An 18,378-nucleotide genomic window follows, 5' to 3' on the forward strand; every position below is an offset into this window, starting at 1 on the left:
CTGCCAGGGTGGGCGGGTGACGAGTCTCACGCCCGCAGAATTCCACCGCGCTGACGGCGTCGGCGACTGGCGCGTGACCGCGACCGGTCCGCAGGCGGTCTTCGCGGCGGCATCCTTCGCAGAAGCCGCCCGGCTCGTGCCCGTCGTCGTCGCCGCGGGGGCGCGCCACGGCATCCGTCCCGACGTCGACCTCCGCCCCGAAGCGGTCGTCGTCCGCGTTCCGAGCGACGAGGAGGGCATCCCGGGAGCGGCCCGCGACTTCGCGCGAGCGGTGACGGAGGGGGCGGCGGCGCTCGGGCTCGCCGCCGACCCGGCGCGCGTGCAGACCGTTGGCATCTACGTCGCCGAGCACTCGGGCGCGGACGTGCGCCCGTTCTTCCTCGCGGCGCTCGGGTACGACGCTGTCGGCGATACCGACGCCGCCGACCCGCTGCGCGCCGGGCCCCCGCTGGCGTTCAACCCGCTGACGGGGGATGCCGCGGGCCGAGGCCGCACCCACCTCGATGTCTTCGTCCCGGCCGACCAGGCCCAGCGACGGGTGGATGCCGCGCTCGCCGCCGGCGGCCGACTCGTCGACGACTCGCACGCTCCCGCCTGGTGGACGCTCGCCTCGCCCGACAACCACGGCGTCGACATCGCGAGCTGGACGGACACGGCCGAATGAACGCACCCGTCGTTCGCATGTGGTCGGGCGTGGTCCGCACCGAGGACCGCGACGGTTACGCCGCCTACGTCGAGCGCACCGGCATGCGTGCGTACCGCGCGACGCCCGGCAACCTCGGCGCGTGGCTGCTGACCCGCGACCTCGGCGATGGTCGCACCGAGATCACCACGGTGTCGCGATGGGAGAACCTCGCCGTCATCGCGGCCTTCGCAGGCGACGACATCGAGCGCGCGGTCTTCTATCCCGAGGATGACGCCTTCCTCATCGAGCGCGACGAGCGGGTCCGGCACTATCTGCAGGCGTGACAGTATCTTCTCGATCCGATCGCGCGTACGGTGAGGCACATGTGGACAGTGCTCATCATCTTGCTCGTCGCTTGGGTGGTGCTGTCGATCGTCGGATTCGTGTTCGAGGGCCTTTTCTGGCTGGGCCTCATCGGAATCGTGCTCTTCGTCGGCACCATCATCTTCGGTCTCATCCGGCGCAGCGCCGCCAAGAAGCGGGCCTGATCCGGCGCCATCCGCCCCGGTGGTGCAGGGTGGACGGGTGGCCGTCGTCTCCTCGCTCTTCCGTTATCCCGTCAAGGGGTTCACTCCCGAGCCCCGATCGGAGCTCGTCGTGCAGGACGACGGGCGAATCGCCGGCGACCGTGTTCTCGCATTCCGGTTCGCGGACGCGACGGACCCGGAGGATGCCGATGGGCTCGACTCGTGGCCGAAGAGCCGCGGCCTGGCGCTGATGGACTTCCCCTCCCTCGCCCGCGTGCAGCTGGTCTTCGACGCGGACACCAGCAGCGTCAGGATGAGCGAGGGCAACCGCGTGCTCGCGGACGCTGCGCTCGACGACGCGGGTCGGCAACAGCTCGAAGCCGCCATCACCGCCTTCGTCGAGCGCTCCTCGGACGCGCGGCTGCTGCAGCGTCCGGGCGTCCTGCCGCTTCGGCTCGTCGGCGACGGTGTCACATCGCGCTTCCAGGACCGCGCCCGCGGGTACGTCTCGCTGCACGGCACCGCCTCCGTGGAGGCGGTGGCCGCCGTCACGCCCGCGCCGGTCGACAGCCGACGGTTCCGCTCGAACATCGTCGTCTCGGGCGTCGCCCCGTGGGCTGAGCTGAACTGGTCGGGCCGCGTGCGCATCGGAGACGTCGCGTTCGAGGTGCAGCGCCCGATCGGGCGATGCGCCGCCGTCGCCGCGAACCCCGACACCGGTGAGCGGGACGCCCGCCTGCTCCGAGTGCTGACGACGGAATTCGCTCAGGATGAACCGACGCTCGGCATCCTGCTGCTCCCCGCGACCGCCGGTGGTGTCGTGCGCGTGGGGGACGAGGTCGTCGTCGAGGCGGGATGACACGTCACCGCCGCCTGCCGATCAGTTGAGGGCATCCGGCTGCGCGACGCGCAGCGCTCCGGGCTCCACCGCGATCCGCACGCCCACGACCTGACCGAACGGATCGCCGTCCAGTTGGATCAGGTGGGGTACGTCGAAACGCGCCTCGAACCGCCGACCCTGCGCGTACGCGAGCGCGTGCAGCTCCGGCGCTCGAGCCATCCACCGCCTCGTCAGGCGCGAGGTCCGCGCCACGCCCTGCGCCGTGAGGCGCGAGCCGATACCCGCCCAGCCGAAGCGGCCCTTCGGGCGCATCATCACGACGTCGAGCAGGCCGTCGTCGACCACCGCGTGCGGCAGCAACAAGAGGTTCCCGGCGAGCGTCCCGCAGTTGCCGACGATGACGGTGTGTGCGCGCGCGGACTTCCTGCGTCCGCCGTTCACGCGATAGTGGAGGTGGAAGAGCCGGTTCGCCAAGACGGACCTCGCGATCGGGGCGACGTACGCGAACCAGCCGAGGTGCCGCTTGGCCACGGCGTTCGTGCCCGCGGCCATATCTGCGTCGAGGCCGATGCCGGCCATCACGACGAACGCGTGCGACCGCCTCGCGCCTCCCTCCTCCTCGAGATCCACGCGCCCGACGTCGATGCGCCGCTCGCGACCCGAGAACGCTGCAGCGACCGACGCCTCGACGTCCGTCAGCGACACCCCCAGGTCGCGGGCGAGGAGGTTTCCCGTGCCAGCCGGGACGAGGGCGAGTGGGATGCCACTGCCCGCCATGATCTCAGTGGCGACACGAACCGTCCCATCGCCACCCGCGACGATGACGACTGCGGGTCCGTCGCGCAATGCCTGCTCCACGGCGGCGATCCCCGCATCCGCCGGATCCGTCTCGTACCACCGGGACGGACGCCACGATCGGGACGTCTCCTGCTCCCGCACGGCGGATCCGATGCGCTCGACCGGGGCTTTGCCGGGGTGGTAGACGATGGCAGCGTGGGGTGGGGTGGAACGGTGCTCGCCGGTGCTCACCGGGTGGCGTCGTCGCCCGCGGCAGTCGCGAACGTCACGGAGTGCGCCAGCGCTGCGACGGCCTCGGCGCGATCGTGCTCCGTTGCGGCGACGTCGCGAGCTCGCGAGGCCGCCGCGTTCTGCTCGTCCTGGACACCGACGGTGATGTCGGCGAGACGAGCGGCGATCACTGCGCCGAGCCCGTCGCGGAGCTCCTCCAGCGTCGTGTTGCCGATCTCGAGCCGTCGATCCGAGACGGTCAGCGTGACGTCGGGGTATCCGGCCCTGCCGAGGGCATCGCGTGTCTGCGGCCCGACCACCTCAAGCACCTCTTCTTTGCCGGGGCGCCGCGTGAAGACGGCCTCCACCGTGTACCGCTCGGGGGCCTTGTCGGTCATGAGCTCGGCCGGAAGAGAGCCGACGAGGACCGAGGTGAGCCCGAGGCTCGCGGTGCGTACGTCGCCATCGTGCTGTTGTGCGTTCATGATCGGACGTTACGCCCCGCAGATGTGCGCCTCACAGGTTCATCACGGGCGTCGCGTTGCGAGCATGGTGCGGCCGGACCCGCCGCGCAGTGGGAGCGATCCCATAGACTCGCCGTCGGCCTTCCGCATGCGCACCGACACCCCGACCACCTCCGCACCGCGACGCGACATCCAGGGACTCCGCGCCCTCGCCGTCGTCGCGGTCATCGGCGCGCACGCCGCCGGGTGGCCGGCCGGGGGAGCGCTCGGCGTCGACGTCTTCTTCGTCATCTCCGGCTTCCTGATCACAGGGATGCTGCTCCGCGAACTGCGGGACACCGGCCGCGTCTCGCTCGGCTCGTTCTACGCGCGGCGCGCACGTCGCCTGCTGCCGGCCGCGCTCGTCGTCCTCGCCGCGGTGTCGGTCGCGTCCTGGTTCCTCCTGCCCCGCGCGCGCGGCGAGGAGACCCTGTGGGACGCCCTCTGGGCCGCGGCCTTCGCGTCGAACTGGCGCTTCGCCGCTCAGGGCACGGACTACTTCGCCGACACCGGCGCGGTCTCGCCGCTGCAGCACTTCTGGTCGCTCTCGGTCGAGGAGCAGTTCACCCTCGTCTGGCCCGCGGCGATCCTCCTGCTCTTGGCGTTCGCGGGGCTGCGACGCGTGCGCATCGTCGTCGGCGTCGCGGCCGTCGCCATCGTCGTCGCCTCCTTCGCCTGGGCCACCGTGCAGAGCGACGCGCAGGCGACGGTCGCCTACTTCTCCACCCTGACGCGCGCGTGGGAGCTCGCCGCGGGCGCCGTCGTCGCCGCGCTCGTGCCGCTGCTCCGCCGTATCCCGACCCCGCTCGGCGCGGCACTCCAGTGGGTGGGCCTGGCCGGCGTTATCGCATCGCTGTTGCTGATTGATCCGACCTCCGCCGGGTTCCCCGCGCCGTGGGCCGCGGTGCCGGTCGCTGCGACCGCGCTCGTCCTCGCGGGCGGCGTCGGCGGCGAAGCGCGGCGACGGCACCTCTTCCCGCTGTCGAACCCCGTCGCCGTCTTCCTCGGCGACGCGTCGTACTCGCTGTATCTCTGGCACTTCCCGGTGGTCGTCTTCGCCGTCGTGCTGCTCCCGGCATCCGACCTGCGCCTGTGGATCGTCCTCGGGGCGACCCTCGTGCTGGGCCTCGCGTCGTACCTCATCGTCGAACAGCCGCTGCGGCACGCCCCGTTCCTCGGTGGGATGCCGCCGGTCGCCGCGCCGGTGAGTGATGATTCGCCGGCGCCCGCACCAGTGGTCGCGCCGGAGCCCGCACCGGCCGTTGCGACGACTCGACCGGCGGGCTGGACGCCCGGAACCCGGTACTACCCGGGGATGTCACGGCCGGCGTCCGCGACGCCGCCACCAGCGCCCGTCGTTGCGCCGGTCGTGACCGCCGAGCCGAACCTCGTCGCCGTCGCCGTCGTGCCGGCTGCAGACGACCGCACATCGGCATGGCGCGAACGCTTCGCCCCGCAGGTGTTCCTCGCGACGGCGGGGCTCGTGATCATCGCCCTCGCCGGCGCCCTGTGGGGCACGGCTTCGGGGCACGGCCCGCGCATCGCGCTGCCCGAGCTCGCGCCCGCGGCGTCCGCCCCCGTCGCCTCTGGCGACCCCGGCGCGGACCTGCAGGCCGAGCTCGCCGCCGCCGTGACCGCCGACGCATGGCCCAGCCTCAGCCCGTCACTCGATCGCGTGATGGCGTCGTCGTCGGGCGCCAACCCCGCGCACGGATGCTTCGCGCCGGGACCCGCGTCGCCGTGCGCGTGGGGGAGCGGCGACGCGCCCGTGCACGTCTACGTCGTCGGCGACTCGACCGCGATGGCCTACGCCCCCGCGTTCCGGCGCATCGCGGACGACAGTGCCGGCGGCATCCGCGTCACCGCCATCGGGATGTACGGATGCCGCTTCACCGACGTCCTCGTCGAGAACGACGACCCACAGGTGATGGCGGGGTGCCAGAAGCGCAAAGCGGCCGTCCGCGGGATGATCCTCGCCGACCGGCCCGACCTCGTCGTCATGTCGAACGCGTACACGCTCGGTCACACCGTCGACGGACGCGATCTGTCCGCTGACGCGCTGATCGAGGGGCAGCGGCGGGAGGCCGCGACCTACGAGATGGGCGATCGGATGCTGCACCTCGCCCCGCCGCCGCAGGGCGTCAGCCTCGCCGCCTGCTATGCCCCGACGTCGTCGCCGAAGTCGTGCGACAGCGCGGTCGACGGCACCTGGCGGACGATGGAGGCGCTGTCCGAGAAGGCCGCGGACGAGCACGGCGACCACGCCCTGTCGTCGCTGCCCTTCACCTGCGCGGGCGACGTCTGCCCGCCGTTCGCCGGCACCGTCCCCACCAAGTACGACCAGACGCACCTGACCGTCGAGTTCGCCGAGCACATCGCCCCGGCGCTGCGGCAGGCGCTCGACGCGAGGGGCCTGCTCGCGCCTCGGTGAGGCGGTGCGTAGACTCGACCGCATGGGAACGATAGACGCAGCGCCGATGACGGCGTTCTTCTTCTCGATCCGCGACCGCCGCTCCTGACGGCGCCTCGCTGATCACGCGTATCGCGCCGTCTTCCGGGATGTCCCCGCACCCCGGCAGCGCGTCGCTCTGCGTACCCGCTGGTCGGGGTGCTCCGAACCTTCCTTTGGAGCGCTCATGCGTACCCGTTCCGTGCACGGCGGCCGACACGAACTCGGCCAGAACTTCCTCGTCCACCCGCCCACCATCGACCGACTCGTCGGGCTCGTCGGCGCCACCGACGGCGCGATCCTCGAGATCGGCGCCGGTGGCGGCGCGCTGACCGCAGGCCTCGCCGGCCTCGGCCGCGCCCTCACCGCGATCGACGTCGACGAGCGCCGCATCGCCGCGCTGCGCCGCGCCCACCCGGCGGTGCGGATCGAGCACGCGGACGCGCTGCGGCATCCGCTCGACGCCCCGGTCATCGCCGGGAACATCCCGTTCCACCTGACGACACCGATCCTGCGACGCCTGCTGCAGCGTTCGGCGTGGCGGCACGCGATCCTCCTCACCCAGTGGGAGGTCGCCCGCAAGCGTGCAGGCGTCGGCGGTGGCACCCTCCTCACCGCGCAGGCCGCGCCGTGGTTCGAGTTCGCGCTGCACGGCCGGGTGCCGGCGCACGCGTTCCGGCCGGCGCCGAGTGTGGACGGCGGCATCCTCTCGATCACGAGGCGAGGCTCGCCGCTCGTGCCGCTCGGCGACCGCCGGGCGTACGAGCGGTTCGTCGGCGACGTGTTCTCGGCCCGGGGTCGCGGGATGGCGGCGATCGCCTCCGCGGTGATGCGGATGCCGAAGGGCGAGGCCAGGCGACGGCTCGCCGACGCGCGCGTCGCGCCCGACGCGCTGCCTCGTGACCTCGCACCGACACAGTGGGCCGAGCTCTGGCGTGTAAAGAATCCTTGACACACACACGTGACCGTGCCACGCTTCCCATGTTAAAGATTCCTGACATCGGAGGTGCACCATGGCCCGTGAGGAACGCGCCGCATGGGTCGGTCTCATCGTCTCGGTGATCGCGGTGGCCGTCTACGCCGCCGTGATCGCCGGGCGCACGGCATCCGACGCCGTCGACAGCGTCGACTGGCTGACGCCGATGCTCTGGACGATCATCGGCGGAATCGTCGTCTCGATCGTCGTCACGATCATCTGGGGTGTCGTCGCCGAGGGCGGCTCGCTGCGGGGTGAGAACGCCGCCGACGAGCGCGACCGCGAGATCACCCGCATGGGCGACCGGGTCGGCGTCGCGTTCCTCGTGCTCGGCGGTGTCGGCGGTATCGCCCTCTGCGCGCTCGACGCCGCACCCTTCTGGATCGCCAACACGCTCTACGCCGGCTTCGCGCTGTCCTCCATCATCGGCGGTGTCGCGCGCGTCACCGCGTACCGCCGCGGGCTCGTCTGATGGTCAAGCCCACCCGCGTCACCAACGACATCCGAGCCCTGCGCAGCGACCGCGGCCTCACGCAGGCCGAGCTCGCCGCGGCGGTCGGCGTCACCCGACAGACCCTCATCGCCATCGAGCAGGGCAAGTACTCGCCGTCGCTCGAGAGGGCCTTCCAGATCGTCCGCACCTTGGGCGTCCCGTTCGACGACGTCTTCCAGTACCCGGAGGCCTGACCATGACCGAGACCATGACCGTCTGGCGGCAAAACGCCTACGGCTCAGCCGACGGCGTGCACCCCGAGACCGTGCCGGTGCCCGTCCCGTCCCGCGGTCAGGTCCTGCTGCGAACGGATGCCGTCTCGCTGAACTCCGGCGACATCCACCTCATGCGCGGCGAACCCCGCATGGTGCGCGCGTTCGTGGGCCGCCGCGGACCGCGCGTGCGAGGCCGCGGCATGGACGTCGCCGGCACGGTCGCAGCCGTCGGCGCGGACGTCGAGGGGTGGACGGTCGGCGACGCCGCCGTCGGCGCGTGGCGCGAGACGCTCGCGGACCACGTCCTCGTGCCCGCGGCGCGGCTCATCCCGTTGTCGGCCGGCGTCGACCCGGTCGTCGCCGCGACGCTCCCGGTGGCAGGCAACACCGCGCTCGATGCCCTGCGGATCGCCCGCGTCTCGTCGGGGTCTCGGGTCCTCGTCGTCGGGGCCGGCGGGGGAGTCGGCACCGCCGTCGTCCAGCTCGCCGCCGACCGCGGCGCCGAGGTCTGGGCCACCTGCGGCGCCCGTGCGCAGCCGGTGCTCGAGCGCCTCGGCGCGAGCCGGACGTTCGACTACCGGGTCACGGACCTCGCGGCGCTGCCCCCGGCATCCTTCGACGCGATCGTCGACATCGCCGGCGAACCGCCGCTGACCGTCCTCCACGACCTGCTCGCACCCCGCGGCACCGTCGCGCTCGTTGGCGGCGACGGTCACGAGGTCTTCGGACCGTTCGGTCGGATGCTGCGGAGCACCGTCACCCGCGGCCGGTTCCGTCCCGTCGCCTCCGTCGTCCGCTCGCGCACCACCGCCGAGCTCGTCTCGCTCGCCGCGGCCGGAAGACTCACGCCGCACATCGAGCGGGTCTTCGCGCTGTCGGACGCGCGCGCCGCGCTCGCGCACGTGGAGTCGGGCCGCACCATCGGCAAAGTCGTCGTCGTCCGCGACGAGCTGCTGCCGGGCTAGTCCCGCAGCACTCGGCCGTACCGGAGCGCTCCGACCGCTCCGGCGACCGATAGCGCCGGGCCGGCGACCGCCTGCGCGAAAGGATTCGCCAGCGCGCGGATCGCGGTCACCGGACCGAGCGACTCGCGGATCGCCGGCACCGCCCAGTCGTCGACCGCCGTCTGGTACCGCGCGACCGCTTCGTCCAGGTGCGACCCGCGGATCACCTCGTCGGCCAGCGCACCGGCCGAGCGGATGGCCGTCGAGCCCGCCCTGCCGCCGGTCGGCGGCATCGCGTGCACGGCGTCGCCGATCGCGGTGATGCGCGGCGCCCGCCACGGGAACCGCGGCCCCGTGAGCGAGGCGGTGCGGAAGCCGAACGCCGCCGTGCAGCCGGGGTCGGATGCCGCGATCGTGTCGGCGAGCCACGGGTGCCATCGCCGGGTGGCGGCGAGGGACGTCTCGATGAGGTTCGCCGCCGTCGCGCCGCGGGTCTCGGGCACGCTCGTCCGCCGTGCGATGAGCCCCCAGACGACGGACGGCGGCCCCACCGCCTCGCGGAGGTCCCGCGGCACCTCGCCGATGCCGACCGAGGCAAGCGACAGGAACATTCCGAGCCCCCGCCGATCCAGCGCGAGCCCGGGTCCCCGGCGGAGGAAGCTCGGATACCGTCCGCCGGGTGCGAGCGGCGTGGACCCCGCGATCCCGACGAGACCGGTGTCGCTGCTCGTCGTCGCGCCGAGCGCGCGCACGACGGGCGAGTCCGCGCCGTCCGCCGCCACGACCAGGTCGCCCGCCACCGTCGAGCCGTCCGCGAGCGTCAGCGCTGCGCCGCCCGCAGTGCGCTGCGCTCCCGTCACCTCGGCGCCGAACCGGACCACGCCCTCGAGACCCTCGGCGAGGATGCTGCGCAGCGCCCTCCGCTGGCAGAGCATCCGCTCCTGCCCCGCGGGCTCGGGCGCGACGACGAGGGGCCGCAGCCGCGCGTTCGCGATGGTGAACTGCGAGAACGTCCCCGAGCCGTCGGACACCCACTGGATGCGGTCCATGGTGGCTGCCGGAACGTGCCGCCGCATCACGGCGACCGCCTCGGGAGTCAGGGCGATCCGGTAGCCGCCCGTGTCGAGGGCGCTCGCATCGCGCTCCACGACGACGACCTCGGCGTGGTCACGCAGGGCGTGGGCGAGCACGAGGCCGCCGAGGCCCGCTCCGCTCACCACGACCCGCATCTGCACAGCATGACCGGCCGTCATCGAACGCAGAAGCCCTCGACCGCGAGCATCGTCATCCGAAAGACTGGCGGGATGCCTCCACTCCCCGCTCCGCGCCTCATCGACCCCGCATCCGTCCCCGCCCTCCGATGGGGTGTCATCGGTACCGGCATCGCGGCGCGCTTCGTCCACGCGATCCACGCGCACACCGGCCAGCGCGCCGTCGCCGTCACGGCCCGCGACCGCGAGAAGACCGCTGCCTTCGCCCGCGAGCACGGTGTCGACCGCGTCCACGACACCGTCGAGCAGCTGCTGTCCGACGCCGACGTCGACGTCGTCTACGTCGCGACGCCGCATCCCCTCCACCGCGAGCTCGCGCTCGCCGCGATCGCCGCCGGCAAGCACGTGCTCGTCGAGAAGCCCATCGCGATGTCAGCCGCCGACGCGCGCGAGATCCTCGACGCGGGCCGCGCCGCGGGCGTCCTCGTCATGGAGGCGATGTGGACGCGCTACCTCCCGCAGGCCGACGTCATCGCGCAGCTGCTCGACGCCGGGACGATCGGCGAGGTCGCCCTCGTCCGCGCGGATTTCGGCTCGCTCGTCGAGTTCGACGCCACCAGCCGCATGTTCGATCCGGCGCTCGGCGGCGGCGCGATGCTCGACCTCGGCGTCTACCCCGTCTCGTTCGCGGCGTCGATCATCGGCGCTCCGAGCGTCGTCCGCGCGGTGGGCACGCTGGCGCCCACGGGCGTCGACGACAGCGCCACGATCGCCCTGCGGACGGATGCCGGTGCCCAGGCCGCGCTCACCGCCGGCTTCCGGGCCGTCACGCCGATCGAGGCGTCGATCTTCGGTTCGCGGGGGCGCATCGACGTGCTGAGCCCGTTCTTCGGGCCGAGCGGCATCCGCCTCACCCTGCCCGACGGCACCGCCGAGGAGTGGCGCGACGACGCCCTGCCGCAGATCCACGACGGTCTCGGCTACCAGGCGACGGCGTTCGCCTCGTACGTCGGCGCCGGCCTCGTCGAGTCGCCGCTGCACTCGCACGACGACGTCGTGTCGGTCATGGCGACCATCGACGAGGTGCGTCGCCAGATCGCCGCCCGCTGACCGCCGCCAGGCGCGGGGACTACCGTGGTCTTCATGACCATTCAGCACACCGTCGTCTTCGCACTGCACCACGACGAGGGGTCCGCGGAAGAGTCCGAGTTCCTCGCCGAGGCGCAGCGCGTCCTGCCCGCCGTCCCCGGGGTCCAGCAGTTCCGTGTCAACAAGCAGGTCAGCCCGCAGAGCGACCTCCGGTGGCAATTCACGATGCTCTTCGACGACCAGGCCGCCTACGACGCCTACAACGAGCACCCCGACCACGTCGCCTTCGTCCAGGGACGCTGGCAGAACGAGGTCCGCGCGTTCCAGGAGTACGACTTCGTCGCGGGCGACTGAGCTCAGCGCTCCGCGCGCACCTCTGCGAGCGACGGGTAATCGGTGTAGCCCTCCGCGCCGTCGCCGTAGAACAGCTCGGGGCGGGGCTCGTTCAGCTCGGCGCGCTGCTCCCACCGTGCGACGAGGTCCGGGTTGGCGATGACCGGGCGGCCTGCGGCCACGGCATCCGCCCAGCCCTCGAGGACCAGCTCCTCGGCCTCTTCGCGCGTGGTCGGGGTTCCGAAGCCGGAGTTCAGGATCACCGGCGCCGCCGCGACGTGACGGATGTGCTGTACGAGATCGCTCTTCGGGTCGGCGTGCAGGATGTCGACGAACGCGAGCCCCAGGGGCGCGAGCCCTTCGGCAAGTGCGGTGTAGGTCGCGCGCGCGTCGGCGTCGTCGGTCTCGAGGACGCCCGGGATCTGATGCTGCGGCGAGAGTCGGATGCCGGTGCGCCCCGCCCCGACCGCCTCGGCCACCGCGCGCGTCACCTCGACCGCGAAGCGCGCGCGGTTCTCCGGCGAACCGCCGTAGACGTCGTCGCGGACGTTCGACTCGGGGGAGAGGAACTGGTGCACCAGGTAGCTGTTCGCGCCGTGCACCTCGACACCGTCGAAACCTGCGGCGATCGCGTTGCGCGCGGCCTGCACGAACTGCGCCACGACCCCCGCGATCTCGTCGGTCGCGATCGCGTGCGGCACCGGCAGGGCGACCTTGCCGCCCCGCGTGCGGGCATCACCGGGTGAGGCGACCGCGCTCGGGCCGACGACGCGGTCGACGCCCGACACGGCGGGGTGCGAAACGCGGCCGCCGTGCATCAGCTGCATGACGATGGTGCCGCCCTCGGCGTGCACCGCGTCGGCGACGCGGCGCCAACCCTCGACCTGTTCGGGCGTCTCGATGCCCGGCTGCCCCAGGTAGGACATCCCCTCCCGCACAGGCCAGGTGCCCTCGGTGACGATCAGGCCGACGCCCGCCCGCTGCCGGTAGTACTCCACCATCGTCTCGGTCGGCACACCGTCGTCGCCGGAGCGGGTCCGGGTCAGCGGCGCCATGACGACGCGGTTGGACAGGTCGAGATCACCGAAGACGGCGGATTCGTACAGGCTCATGCTGAGGACGAACGCGTCGGGGCCACGGGCTTATTCCGCGGTCGGAGCCTCTTCGGAAGCGTTCTCCGACCCGCCCGCGTCGACGAGATCATCGTGCGCCTGCTCGAACTGCGACCGGTAGAGCCGGTAGTACGCGCCCTCCGCTCCGATGAGCTCCTCGTGGGTGCCCTTCTCGACGATGTCGCCGTGCTCCATCACGAGGATGAGGTCCGCGTCGCGGATGGTCGACAGCCGGTGCGCGATGACGAAGGACGTGCGTCCCTGCCGGAGTGCCGCCATCGCGTGCTGCAGCAGCAGCTCGGTCCGTGTGTCGACCGAGGACGTCGCCTCGTCGAGGATGAGCACCGCCGGCTGCGCGACGAACGCACGCGCGATCGTGATCAGCTGCTTCTCGCCGGCGGACACGTTCGACGCGTCCTCGTCGAGCATCGTGTCGTAGCCGTCGGGAAGCGAGCGGACGAACCGGTCGACGCGCGTCGCGACGGCGGCATCCACGATCTCGTCGTCCGTCGCGGACTCCCGTCCGTAGCGGATGTTCTCGCGGATCGTCCCGGCGAACAGCCACGGGTCCTGCAGCACCATGCCCGTGCGGGAGCGCACGTCGTCGCGGCTCAGCTCCGCGATGTCCTGCCCGTCCAGCAGGATTCGGCCGCCGTCGAGCTCGTAGAAGCGCATGAGGAGGTTCACGAGCGTCGTCTTGCCCGCGCCCGTCGGGCCGACGATCGCGACCGTCTGGCCGGGCTCTACCCGGAACGACAGGTCGGTGATCAGCGGGTGCTCGGGGGCGTAGGAGAACTTCACGTGCTCGAACTCGATCACGCCGCGACCGCCGCCCCGCACAGGGGCGTCATCGGCGTCGGGCTCCTGCTCGTCGGCGTCCAGCAGCTCGAACACCCGCTCGGCCGACGCGGTGCCGGACTGCACGACCGCAGCCATGCCGCCGAGCTCGGACAGCGGCTGCGTGAACTGCTGCGAGTACTGGATGAAGGCCTGCACATCGCCCAGGCGCAGCTGACCGCTCGCGACCTGCAGCCCACCGAGCACGGCGATGCCCACATAGGTCAGGCTGCCGACGAAGGTCATCGACGGCATGATCATGCCCGAGAGGAACTGCGCCTTGAACGCCGCCTGATACAGCTCCTCGTTCTCCTCGCGGAACTTCTCCTGCGCATCGGCCTCACGACCGAAGACCCGCACCAGCGAGTGACCCGAGAAGGACTCCTCGACGCGGGCGTTCAGGCGTCCGACCTTCTTCCACTGCACGCCGAAGGCCTTCTGCGACTTCGGTCCGATGATCCCGAAGATGACCGCCATGAGCGGCAGGGCGATGAGCGCGACGATCGCGAGCTGCCACGAGATCGAGAACATCATGATGAGCACGCCGACGACCGTGAGGATCGCCGTGAGCGCGCCGGACAGCGACTGCTGCATGGTCTGCGTGATGTTGTCGATGTCGTTCGTGACGCGGGAGATGAGCTCGCCGCGCTGCACGCGGTCGAAGTGCGAGAGGGGCAGGCGGTTGATCTTCGCCTCGACCTGCTCGCGCAGACGCCACATGGTCCGCACCATGATGACGTTGATCACGTAGCCCTGCATCCAGCCGAGGACCGCCGAGACGACGTAGATGACGAGCACCCACGTGATGACGACCCGGAGGGCGTCGAAGTCGACGCCGGCGCCGGGGGCGTAGTTCTGCATCGCCGACACGATGTTGGCGAAGTCGTCCTGGCCCTGGGAGCGCAGCGCGTCGACGGCCTGATCCTGCGTGAGTCCTCGCAGGGCGGGGTTCTCGCCGAGGAAGTTCGACAGGAAGCCCTCGAACACGATGTTCGTCGCCTCGCCGAGCACCTTCGGGGCGATGACCGCGAGCACGACGCTCGCAGCGCCGGCGAGGGTGACGAGTCCGAACACCCACTTGTACGGCGCGAGCAGGCCGATCATCCGAAGGAAGCTCGGCCCGAACCGCGACGCCTTGCCGGGCGCGACGGAGTCCCAGTCGCCGCTGTTCAGCCGCGCCTGCTCGGCGAGCTCCGCCTCGAGCTTCTCCTCGTCGGTGAGCTGCGTCTCCTGCGTCTTCACGCGTCCATCCGTGCTCATGCGTCCACTCCGAGCTGCGACTCGACGATCTCGCGGTAGGTGTCGTTCGACGCGAGTAGTTCGTCGTGGGTTCCGAGTCCGACCATCCGGCCGCCGTCGAGGACGACGATGCGGTCGGCGTCGGTGATCGTCGACACGCGCTGCGCGACGACGATCTTCGTCACGTGCGGCAGCTCCCGCCACAAGGCTTGTCGCAACCTGGCGTCCGTCGAAAGGTCGAGCGCCGAGAACGAGTCGTCGAAGACGAGGATGTCGGGCTGATGCACGATCGCCCGTGCGATCGACAGGCGCTGCCGCTGCCCGCCCGACACGTTCGTGCCGCCCTGCGAGATGCGACCGTCCAGCTGCGCGTCCATCTCCTCGACGAAGTCGCGGCCCTGGGCGATCTCGAGCGCGTGCCAGAGGTCGGCATCCGTCGCCTCCTCGCGCCCGAACCGCAGATTCGAGGCGACCGTCCCGGTGAACAGGAAGGGCCGCTGCGGGACGAGCCCGATGCCCTTCCACAACAGGTCGAGATCGGCTTCGCGCACGTCGACGCCGGCGACGCGCACGGTGCCGCTCGTGACGTCGAACAGGCGCGGGATGAGGGAGACGAGTGTCGTCTTGCCCGACCCCGTCGACCCGACGACGGCGACCGTCTCGCCCGGCGCGGCGGTGAAGCTCACGCCCGAGAGCACCGGCTCGTCGGCGCCCGGGTAGGTGAAGGTGACGTCGTCGAACTCCACCGCGCCGGGCGCGGGGAAGTCGGTCACCGGTGACGCGGGCTTGGCGAGCCCGCCCTCGACCGCGAGCACCTCGCCGATCCGGTCGGCAGACACCGCGGCGCGCGGGATCATGATCGTGATGAACGTCGCCATGAGCACGCCCATCAGGATCTGGCCGATGTACTGCATGAACGCGAAGAGGGTGCCGATCTGCACGTCGCCCTCGTTCACCTCGATCCCGCCGAACCAGATGACGCCGACCACGGTGACGTTCAGCACCAGCATCGCGAGCGGGAACATCAGGACGAAGAGCGAGCCGACCTTGCGACCGACCACCATGATGTCGGTGTTGGCGCCGCGGAACCGCTCCTCCTCGATGCGTTCGCGGACGAAGGCGCGCACGACCCGGACACCGGTGAGCTGCTCGCGCATGATGCGGTTCACAGCGTCGAGCTTCTTCTGATAGCTGCGGAAGAGGGGGACCATCCGGCTGATGATCAGGATGCCGACGATCAGCAGCGTCGGGACCGAGACGCCGATCAGCCAGCTGAGCCCCACGTCCTGCTGGAGCGCCATGATGATGCCGCCGATCGCGAGCAGCGGCGCGGTGACGAGCATCGTCGCGCCCATCATCGCGAGCATCTGCACCTGCTGGACGTCGTTGGTGTTGCGCGTGATGAGCGAGCCGGCGCCGAACTGGGTCACCTCGCGCTCCGAGAAGCTGCTCACGCGCTCGAACACATCCCGTCGGATGTCCCGGCCGACGGCCATGGCGGCGCGGGCGGCGAAGTAGGTGGCGATGACGGATGCGACGATCTGCCCGAGCGCGATCGCGAGCATGAGGACGCCGTGCGACCAGATGTAGGCGATGTCGCCCTGGGTGACGCCGTTGTCGATGATGTCGGCGTTCAGGCGAGGGAGGTACAGCGCTGCCATGGCGGACGCGAACTGGAAGAGCAGCACGCCGACCACGAGCCATCGGTAGGTCCGCAGGTAGCGGACCAGAAGGGTTCCGAGCATGAAGATCAGCGTGCCACCGACCGCCGACATCCGCCTCCCCCTGCGGGAGGATGTCCGCTGACGGCGTAGCGACCGGGACCCGGCGCCGGGGCGTCAGCAGGCGAGCGCGAGGAGCTCCCGGACGTGGCCGACGACATCGCGAGGCCGGAAGGGCTTCGCGATGACCTCGTCCACGCCGGCGCTGAGCGCCTGCTCCTGGTCCGCGGCGTGCGCGCGCGCGGTGAGCATGATGATGTGGGGCTGCGCGATGTCGGCGATCCCGCGGATCTCGGTGGAAGCCTGGATGCCGTCCTTCACGGGCATCATCCAGTCCATCAGGACGACGCACGGCTGATCGGCGCGGACGCGCGAGAGACCCTCGCGGCCGTCGCCCGCGCGGGCGGCCGAGATGCCGGCGCGCTCGAGGCTCGAGACGAGGAGCATAGCGATGTCGTCATCGTCGTCAACCACCAGCACCGAGATCGCCATGGACGTACTCTGACACCTATCCGGCCAGGCGGGTAATCCTTCCGCGGGTGACAGCGAGGAGTGCACGTGCCGAACCGATTGCTGTGGACCGCGCTGTCCGCAGGCCAGCTGTTCACCCGTCTGCAGCTGCCGTTCCTCGCGGCGCTCGTCCTCGTCTCGGGAGCGACCGCCGCCGCGGTCCCCGCCCTCCGCGCCTCGGTGCCGCTCGGGGTCGGCCTCGCCGTCGCGGGTGTCGCATCGGTCGTCTTCGCCGTCCAGCGCCACCGGTGGATGCACTCGCCGTGGGCGATCACCGTCCCGGTCCTCGACATCGTCGCGATCGGCTTCGTGCGCGCGGCGCTGTATCCGTACCTGCCGGCGGTCGGGATGCTGTGCCTCCTCCCGTTCGCATGGATCGCCTTCCGCTTCCCCTGGCAGGGCCTCCTCCTCGTCTTCGGCGGCGGCATCGTCGTCGCCGGCCTGCCGTTCGTCCTCGGAGGCGACCCGCTGACGTCGCTGCTGGACGTGCTGAACGTCGTGACGCTGCCGCTCATCGCGACCGGCATCTCCGTCGGGGTGCACATCGCCGCCCGCAGCTTCCGTCGCGGGCGCGAGCGCGTCGAGGCGGCGACCACGCGGGCACAGGGGGCCCTCGCGGCATCCCGCGACGATCAGACCGTCCTGCGCGCCGTCCTCGACACCGTCAACGCCGCGGTCGCGTTCTACGACGCGGACGGTCGCCTCGTGCTGGCCAACGCAGTCGCGGAGCGGTTCGTCGGCATCGCGGGACTCCGTCTGGACGCGCCGCCGTATGCGGGCGAGAACGTCTTCGCCGCCGACCGCTCGACGCCGATCCCGTTCGAGGACCAGATCGTCCCCCGCGCGCTGCGGGGCGAGGTCGTCCCGAGCCACCTCGAATGGGTCGGGCCGCCAGGTGACCGCATCGCCGTGCTCGTCTCCTCGCGCCGCGTGGAGCGCACGAGTGGCGAGCTGCTGGGCACCGTCGTCGTCGCCCACGACGTCACCGACCTCGCCGATGCGATCGAGATCCGCGAGGAGTTCCTCACGACCGTCTCGCACGAGCTCCGGACGCCGCTCACCTCGGTGATCGGGTACGCCGACGAGGTGACCGACATCCTCGGCGACGAGGCGGAGCGCCTGGGCGTCGCCGCCGGACTCGGCGCGATCACGCGCAACGGCGAGATCCTCCTCGAGCGCGTGTCGCAGCTGCTGACGGCGGGGAACAAGAAGCTGGTGCTCACCCCGACCGTGGTCGATGTCGGTGAGATCGTCGACGAGACCGTCGAGGCGATCCTGCCCGCCGCACGGCACGCCGGGATCAGCGTGACCGTGACGGGGGAGCCCGATGTGATCGCCGAACTCGACGCCCGCCGCATCCGGCAGGCCGTCGAGAACCTCCTCACCAACGCCGTGAAGTTCACCGATCGCGGCGGCGACATCTCCGTGCAGGTGCGCCACGGAGATGACGACGACGTCCTCGTCGTCATCGCCGACGACGGCATCGGCATGACCGCCGACGAGAAGCGGCGCGTGTTCGACCGCTTCTACCGCTCGACCACGGTCCGCAAGAACGCGGTGCAGGGGATCGGCGTCGGTCTCTCGATCGTGAAGTCGATCGTCCTCGCGCACGACGGCTCGATCGACGTCGAGAGCGCACCCGGAGTGGGGACGACGATCTCGCTGAGCCTGCCGCGCATGCGGGAGCGTCAGCAGCCTGCGGACGAGTTCGCCCTCTCGGCCTGAGCCGGCGTCGCCGCCTCGTT

19 protein-coding genes are annotated in these 18,378 nt (G+C 71.5%); 12 read left to right on the plus strand and 7 right to left on the minus strand.

The window, feature by feature from the left end:
- The first annotated feature begins 16 nt into the window (after positions 1 to 16).
- The 4 genes from KZX17_RS09425 to KZX17_RS09440 are packed head-to-tail and all read left to right on the plus strand — an operon-like array spanning position 17 to position 2,011.
- Positions 17 to 664 carry a VOC family protein gene (locus tag KZX17_RS09425; RefSeq protein ID WP_248172433.1) on the plus strand — a complete coding sequence of 216 codons (648 nt, stop codon included), beginning with the start codon at positions 17 to 19 and terminating at the stop codon, positions 662 to 664.
- Positions 661 to 969, plus strand: a complete 309-nt coding sequence (locus KZX17_RS09430) for a hypothetical protein (RefSeq protein ID WP_248172441.1) — start codon at positions 661 to 663, stop codon at positions 967 to 969. The genes KZX17_RS09425 and KZX17_RS09430 overlap by 4 nt, the downstream gene beginning before the upstream one ends.
- A 39-nt stretch (positions 970 to 1,008) precedes the next feature.
- Positions 1,009 to 1,173: a hypothetical protein gene (locus tag KZX17_RS09435; protein ID WP_248172443.1), complete on the plus strand. Its 165-nt coding sequence runs from the start codon at positions 1,009 to 1,011 to the stop codon at positions 1,171 to 1,173.
- Between the two features lie 37 nt (positions 1,174 to 1,210).
- Complete coding sequence (locus KZX17_RS09440; RefSeq protein ID WP_248172445.1) at positions 1,211 to 2,011, plus strand: MOSC domain-containing protein; 801 nt, start codon at positions 1,211 to 1,213, stop codon at positions 2,009 to 2,011.
- A 21-nt stretch (positions 2,012 to 2,032) separates the two neighbouring features.
- On the opposite strand, the gene KZX17_RS15195 is transcribed toward KZX17_RS09440, so the two are convergent.
- Positions 2,033 to 3,022, minus strand: a complete 990-nt coding sequence (locus tag KZX17_RS15195) for a diacylglycerol kinase family protein (RefSeq protein ID WP_248172447.1) — start codon at positions 3,020 to 3,022, stop codon at positions 2,033 to 2,035.
- Positions 3,019 to 3,486, minus strand: a complete 468-nt coding sequence (locus KZX17_RS09450; RefSeq protein ID WP_248172449.1) for a hypothetical protein — start codon at positions 3,484 to 3,486, stop codon at positions 3,019 to 3,021. Before KZX17_RS09450 ends, KZX17_RS15195 begins: the two co-directional genes overlap by 4 nt.
- A gap of 127 nt (positions 3,487 to 3,613) precedes the next feature.
- Between KZX17_RS09450 and KZX17_RS09455 the strand changes: the two genes are divergently transcribed.
- The 5 genes from KZX17_RS09455 to KZX17_RS09475 all read left to right on the plus strand — a co-directional run bounded on the left by KZX17_RS09455 (position 3,614) and on the right by KZX17_RS09475 (position 8,602).
- Positions 3,614 to 5,935, plus strand: coding sequence for an acyltransferase family protein (locus KZX17_RS09455; RefSeq protein ID WP_248172451.1), 2,322 nt, complete (start codon positions 3,614 to 3,616; stop codon positions 5,933 to 5,935).
- 205 nt (positions 5,936 to 6,140) lie between these two features.
- The gene (erm, locus tag KZX17_RS09460) at positions 6,141 to 6,905 is read left to right on the plus strand and encodes a 23S ribosomal RNA methyltransferase Erm (protein ID WP_248172452.1); all 765 of its coding nucleotides are present in this window, start codon (positions 6,141 to 6,143) and stop codon (positions 6,903 to 6,905) included.
- Positions 6,906 to 6,966: 61 nt separating this feature from the next.
- Positions 6,967 to 7,401 (plus strand): hypothetical protein, encoded by a 435-nt coding sequence (locus KZX17_RS09465; RefSeq protein ID WP_248172453.1) that lies wholly within the window; start codon positions 6,967 to 6,969, stop codon positions 7,399 to 7,401.
- Positions 7,401 to 7,616 carry a helix-turn-helix transcriptional regulator gene (locus KZX17_RS09470; protein ID WP_248172460.1) on the plus strand — a complete coding sequence of 72 codons (216 nt, stop codon included), beginning with the start codon at positions 7,401 to 7,403 and terminating at the stop codon, positions 7,614 to 7,616. Before KZX17_RS09465 ends, KZX17_RS09470 begins: the two co-directional genes overlap by 1 nt.
- Positions 7,617 to 7,618: 2 nt before the next feature.
- Complete coding sequence (locus KZX17_RS09475) at positions 7,619 to 8,602, plus strand: NAD(P)-dependent alcohol dehydrogenase (RefSeq protein ID WP_248172462.1); 984 nt, start codon at positions 7,619 to 7,621, stop codon at positions 8,600 to 8,602.
- On the opposite strand, the gene KZX17_RS09480 is transcribed toward KZX17_RS09475, so the two are convergent.
- Complete coding sequence (locus tag KZX17_RS09480; RefSeq protein ID WP_248172464.1) at positions 8,599 to 9,810, minus strand: NAD(P)/FAD-dependent oxidoreductase; 1,212 nt, start codon at positions 9,808 to 9,810, stop codon at positions 8,599 to 8,601. The genes KZX17_RS09475 and KZX17_RS09480 overlap by 4 nt on opposite strands.
- Before the next feature lie 75 nt (positions 9,811 to 9,885).
- On the opposite strand from KZX17_RS09480, the gene KZX17_RS09485 reads away from it, so the two are divergent.
- Entirely contained in the window at positions 9,886 to 10,902 is a 1,017-nt protein-coding gene (locus KZX17_RS09485) for a Gfo/Idh/MocA family protein (RefSeq protein WP_248172466.1), read from the plus strand.
- 33 nt (positions 10,903 to 10,935) lie between these two features.
- Positions 10,936 to 11,235, plus strand: coding sequence for a Dabb family protein (locus KZX17_RS09490; protein WP_248172468.1), 300 nt, complete (start codon positions 10,936 to 10,938; stop codon positions 11,233 to 11,235).
- 2 nt (positions 11,236 to 11,237) lie between these two features.
- On the opposite strand, the gene KZX17_RS09495 is transcribed toward KZX17_RS09490, so the two are convergent.
- From KZX17_RS09495 to KZX17_RS09510, 4 genes are all read right to left on the minus strand, one after another.
- A complete protein-coding gene (locus tag KZX17_RS09495; protein ID WP_248172470.1) occupies positions 11,238 to 12,326 on the minus strand; it encodes an alkene reductase in 1,089 nt (362 codons plus the stop codon).
- Between the two features lie 30 nt (positions 12,327 to 12,356).
- Positions 12,357 to 14,423, minus strand: coding sequence for an ABC transporter ATP-binding protein (locus KZX17_RS09500; protein WP_248172472.1), 2,067 nt, complete (start codon positions 14,421 to 14,423; stop codon positions 12,357 to 12,359).
- The gene (locus tag KZX17_RS09505; RefSeq protein WP_248172474.1) at positions 14,420 to 16,147 is read right to left on the minus strand and encodes an ABC transporter ATP-binding protein; all 1,728 of its coding nucleotides are present in this window, start codon (positions 16,145 to 16,147) and stop codon (positions 14,420 to 14,422) included. The genes KZX17_RS09500 and KZX17_RS09505 overlap by 4 nt, the downstream gene beginning before the upstream one ends.
- Positions 16,148 to 16,240: 93 nt before the next feature.
- Complete coding sequence (locus KZX17_RS09510; protein WP_248172476.1) at positions 16,241 to 16,615, minus strand: response regulator; 375 nt, start codon at positions 16,613 to 16,615, stop codon at positions 16,241 to 16,243.
- Between the two features lie 66 nt (positions 16,616 to 16,681).
- On the opposite strand from KZX17_RS09510, the gene KZX17_RS09515 reads away from it, so the two are divergent.
- Positions 16,682 to 18,358 (plus strand): PAS domain-containing sensor histidine kinase, encoded by a 1,677-nt coding sequence (locus KZX17_RS09515; RefSeq protein ID WP_248172478.1) that lies wholly within the window; start codon positions 16,682 to 16,684, stop codon positions 18,356 to 18,358.
- Positions 18,359 to 18,378 lie beyond the last annotated feature (20 nt).

It is taken from the genome of Microbacterium sp. EYE_78 (assembly GCF_023149035.1).
Taxonomy (GTDB): domain Bacteria; phylum Actinomycetota; class Actinomycetes; order Actinomycetales; family Microbacteriaceae; genus Microbacterium.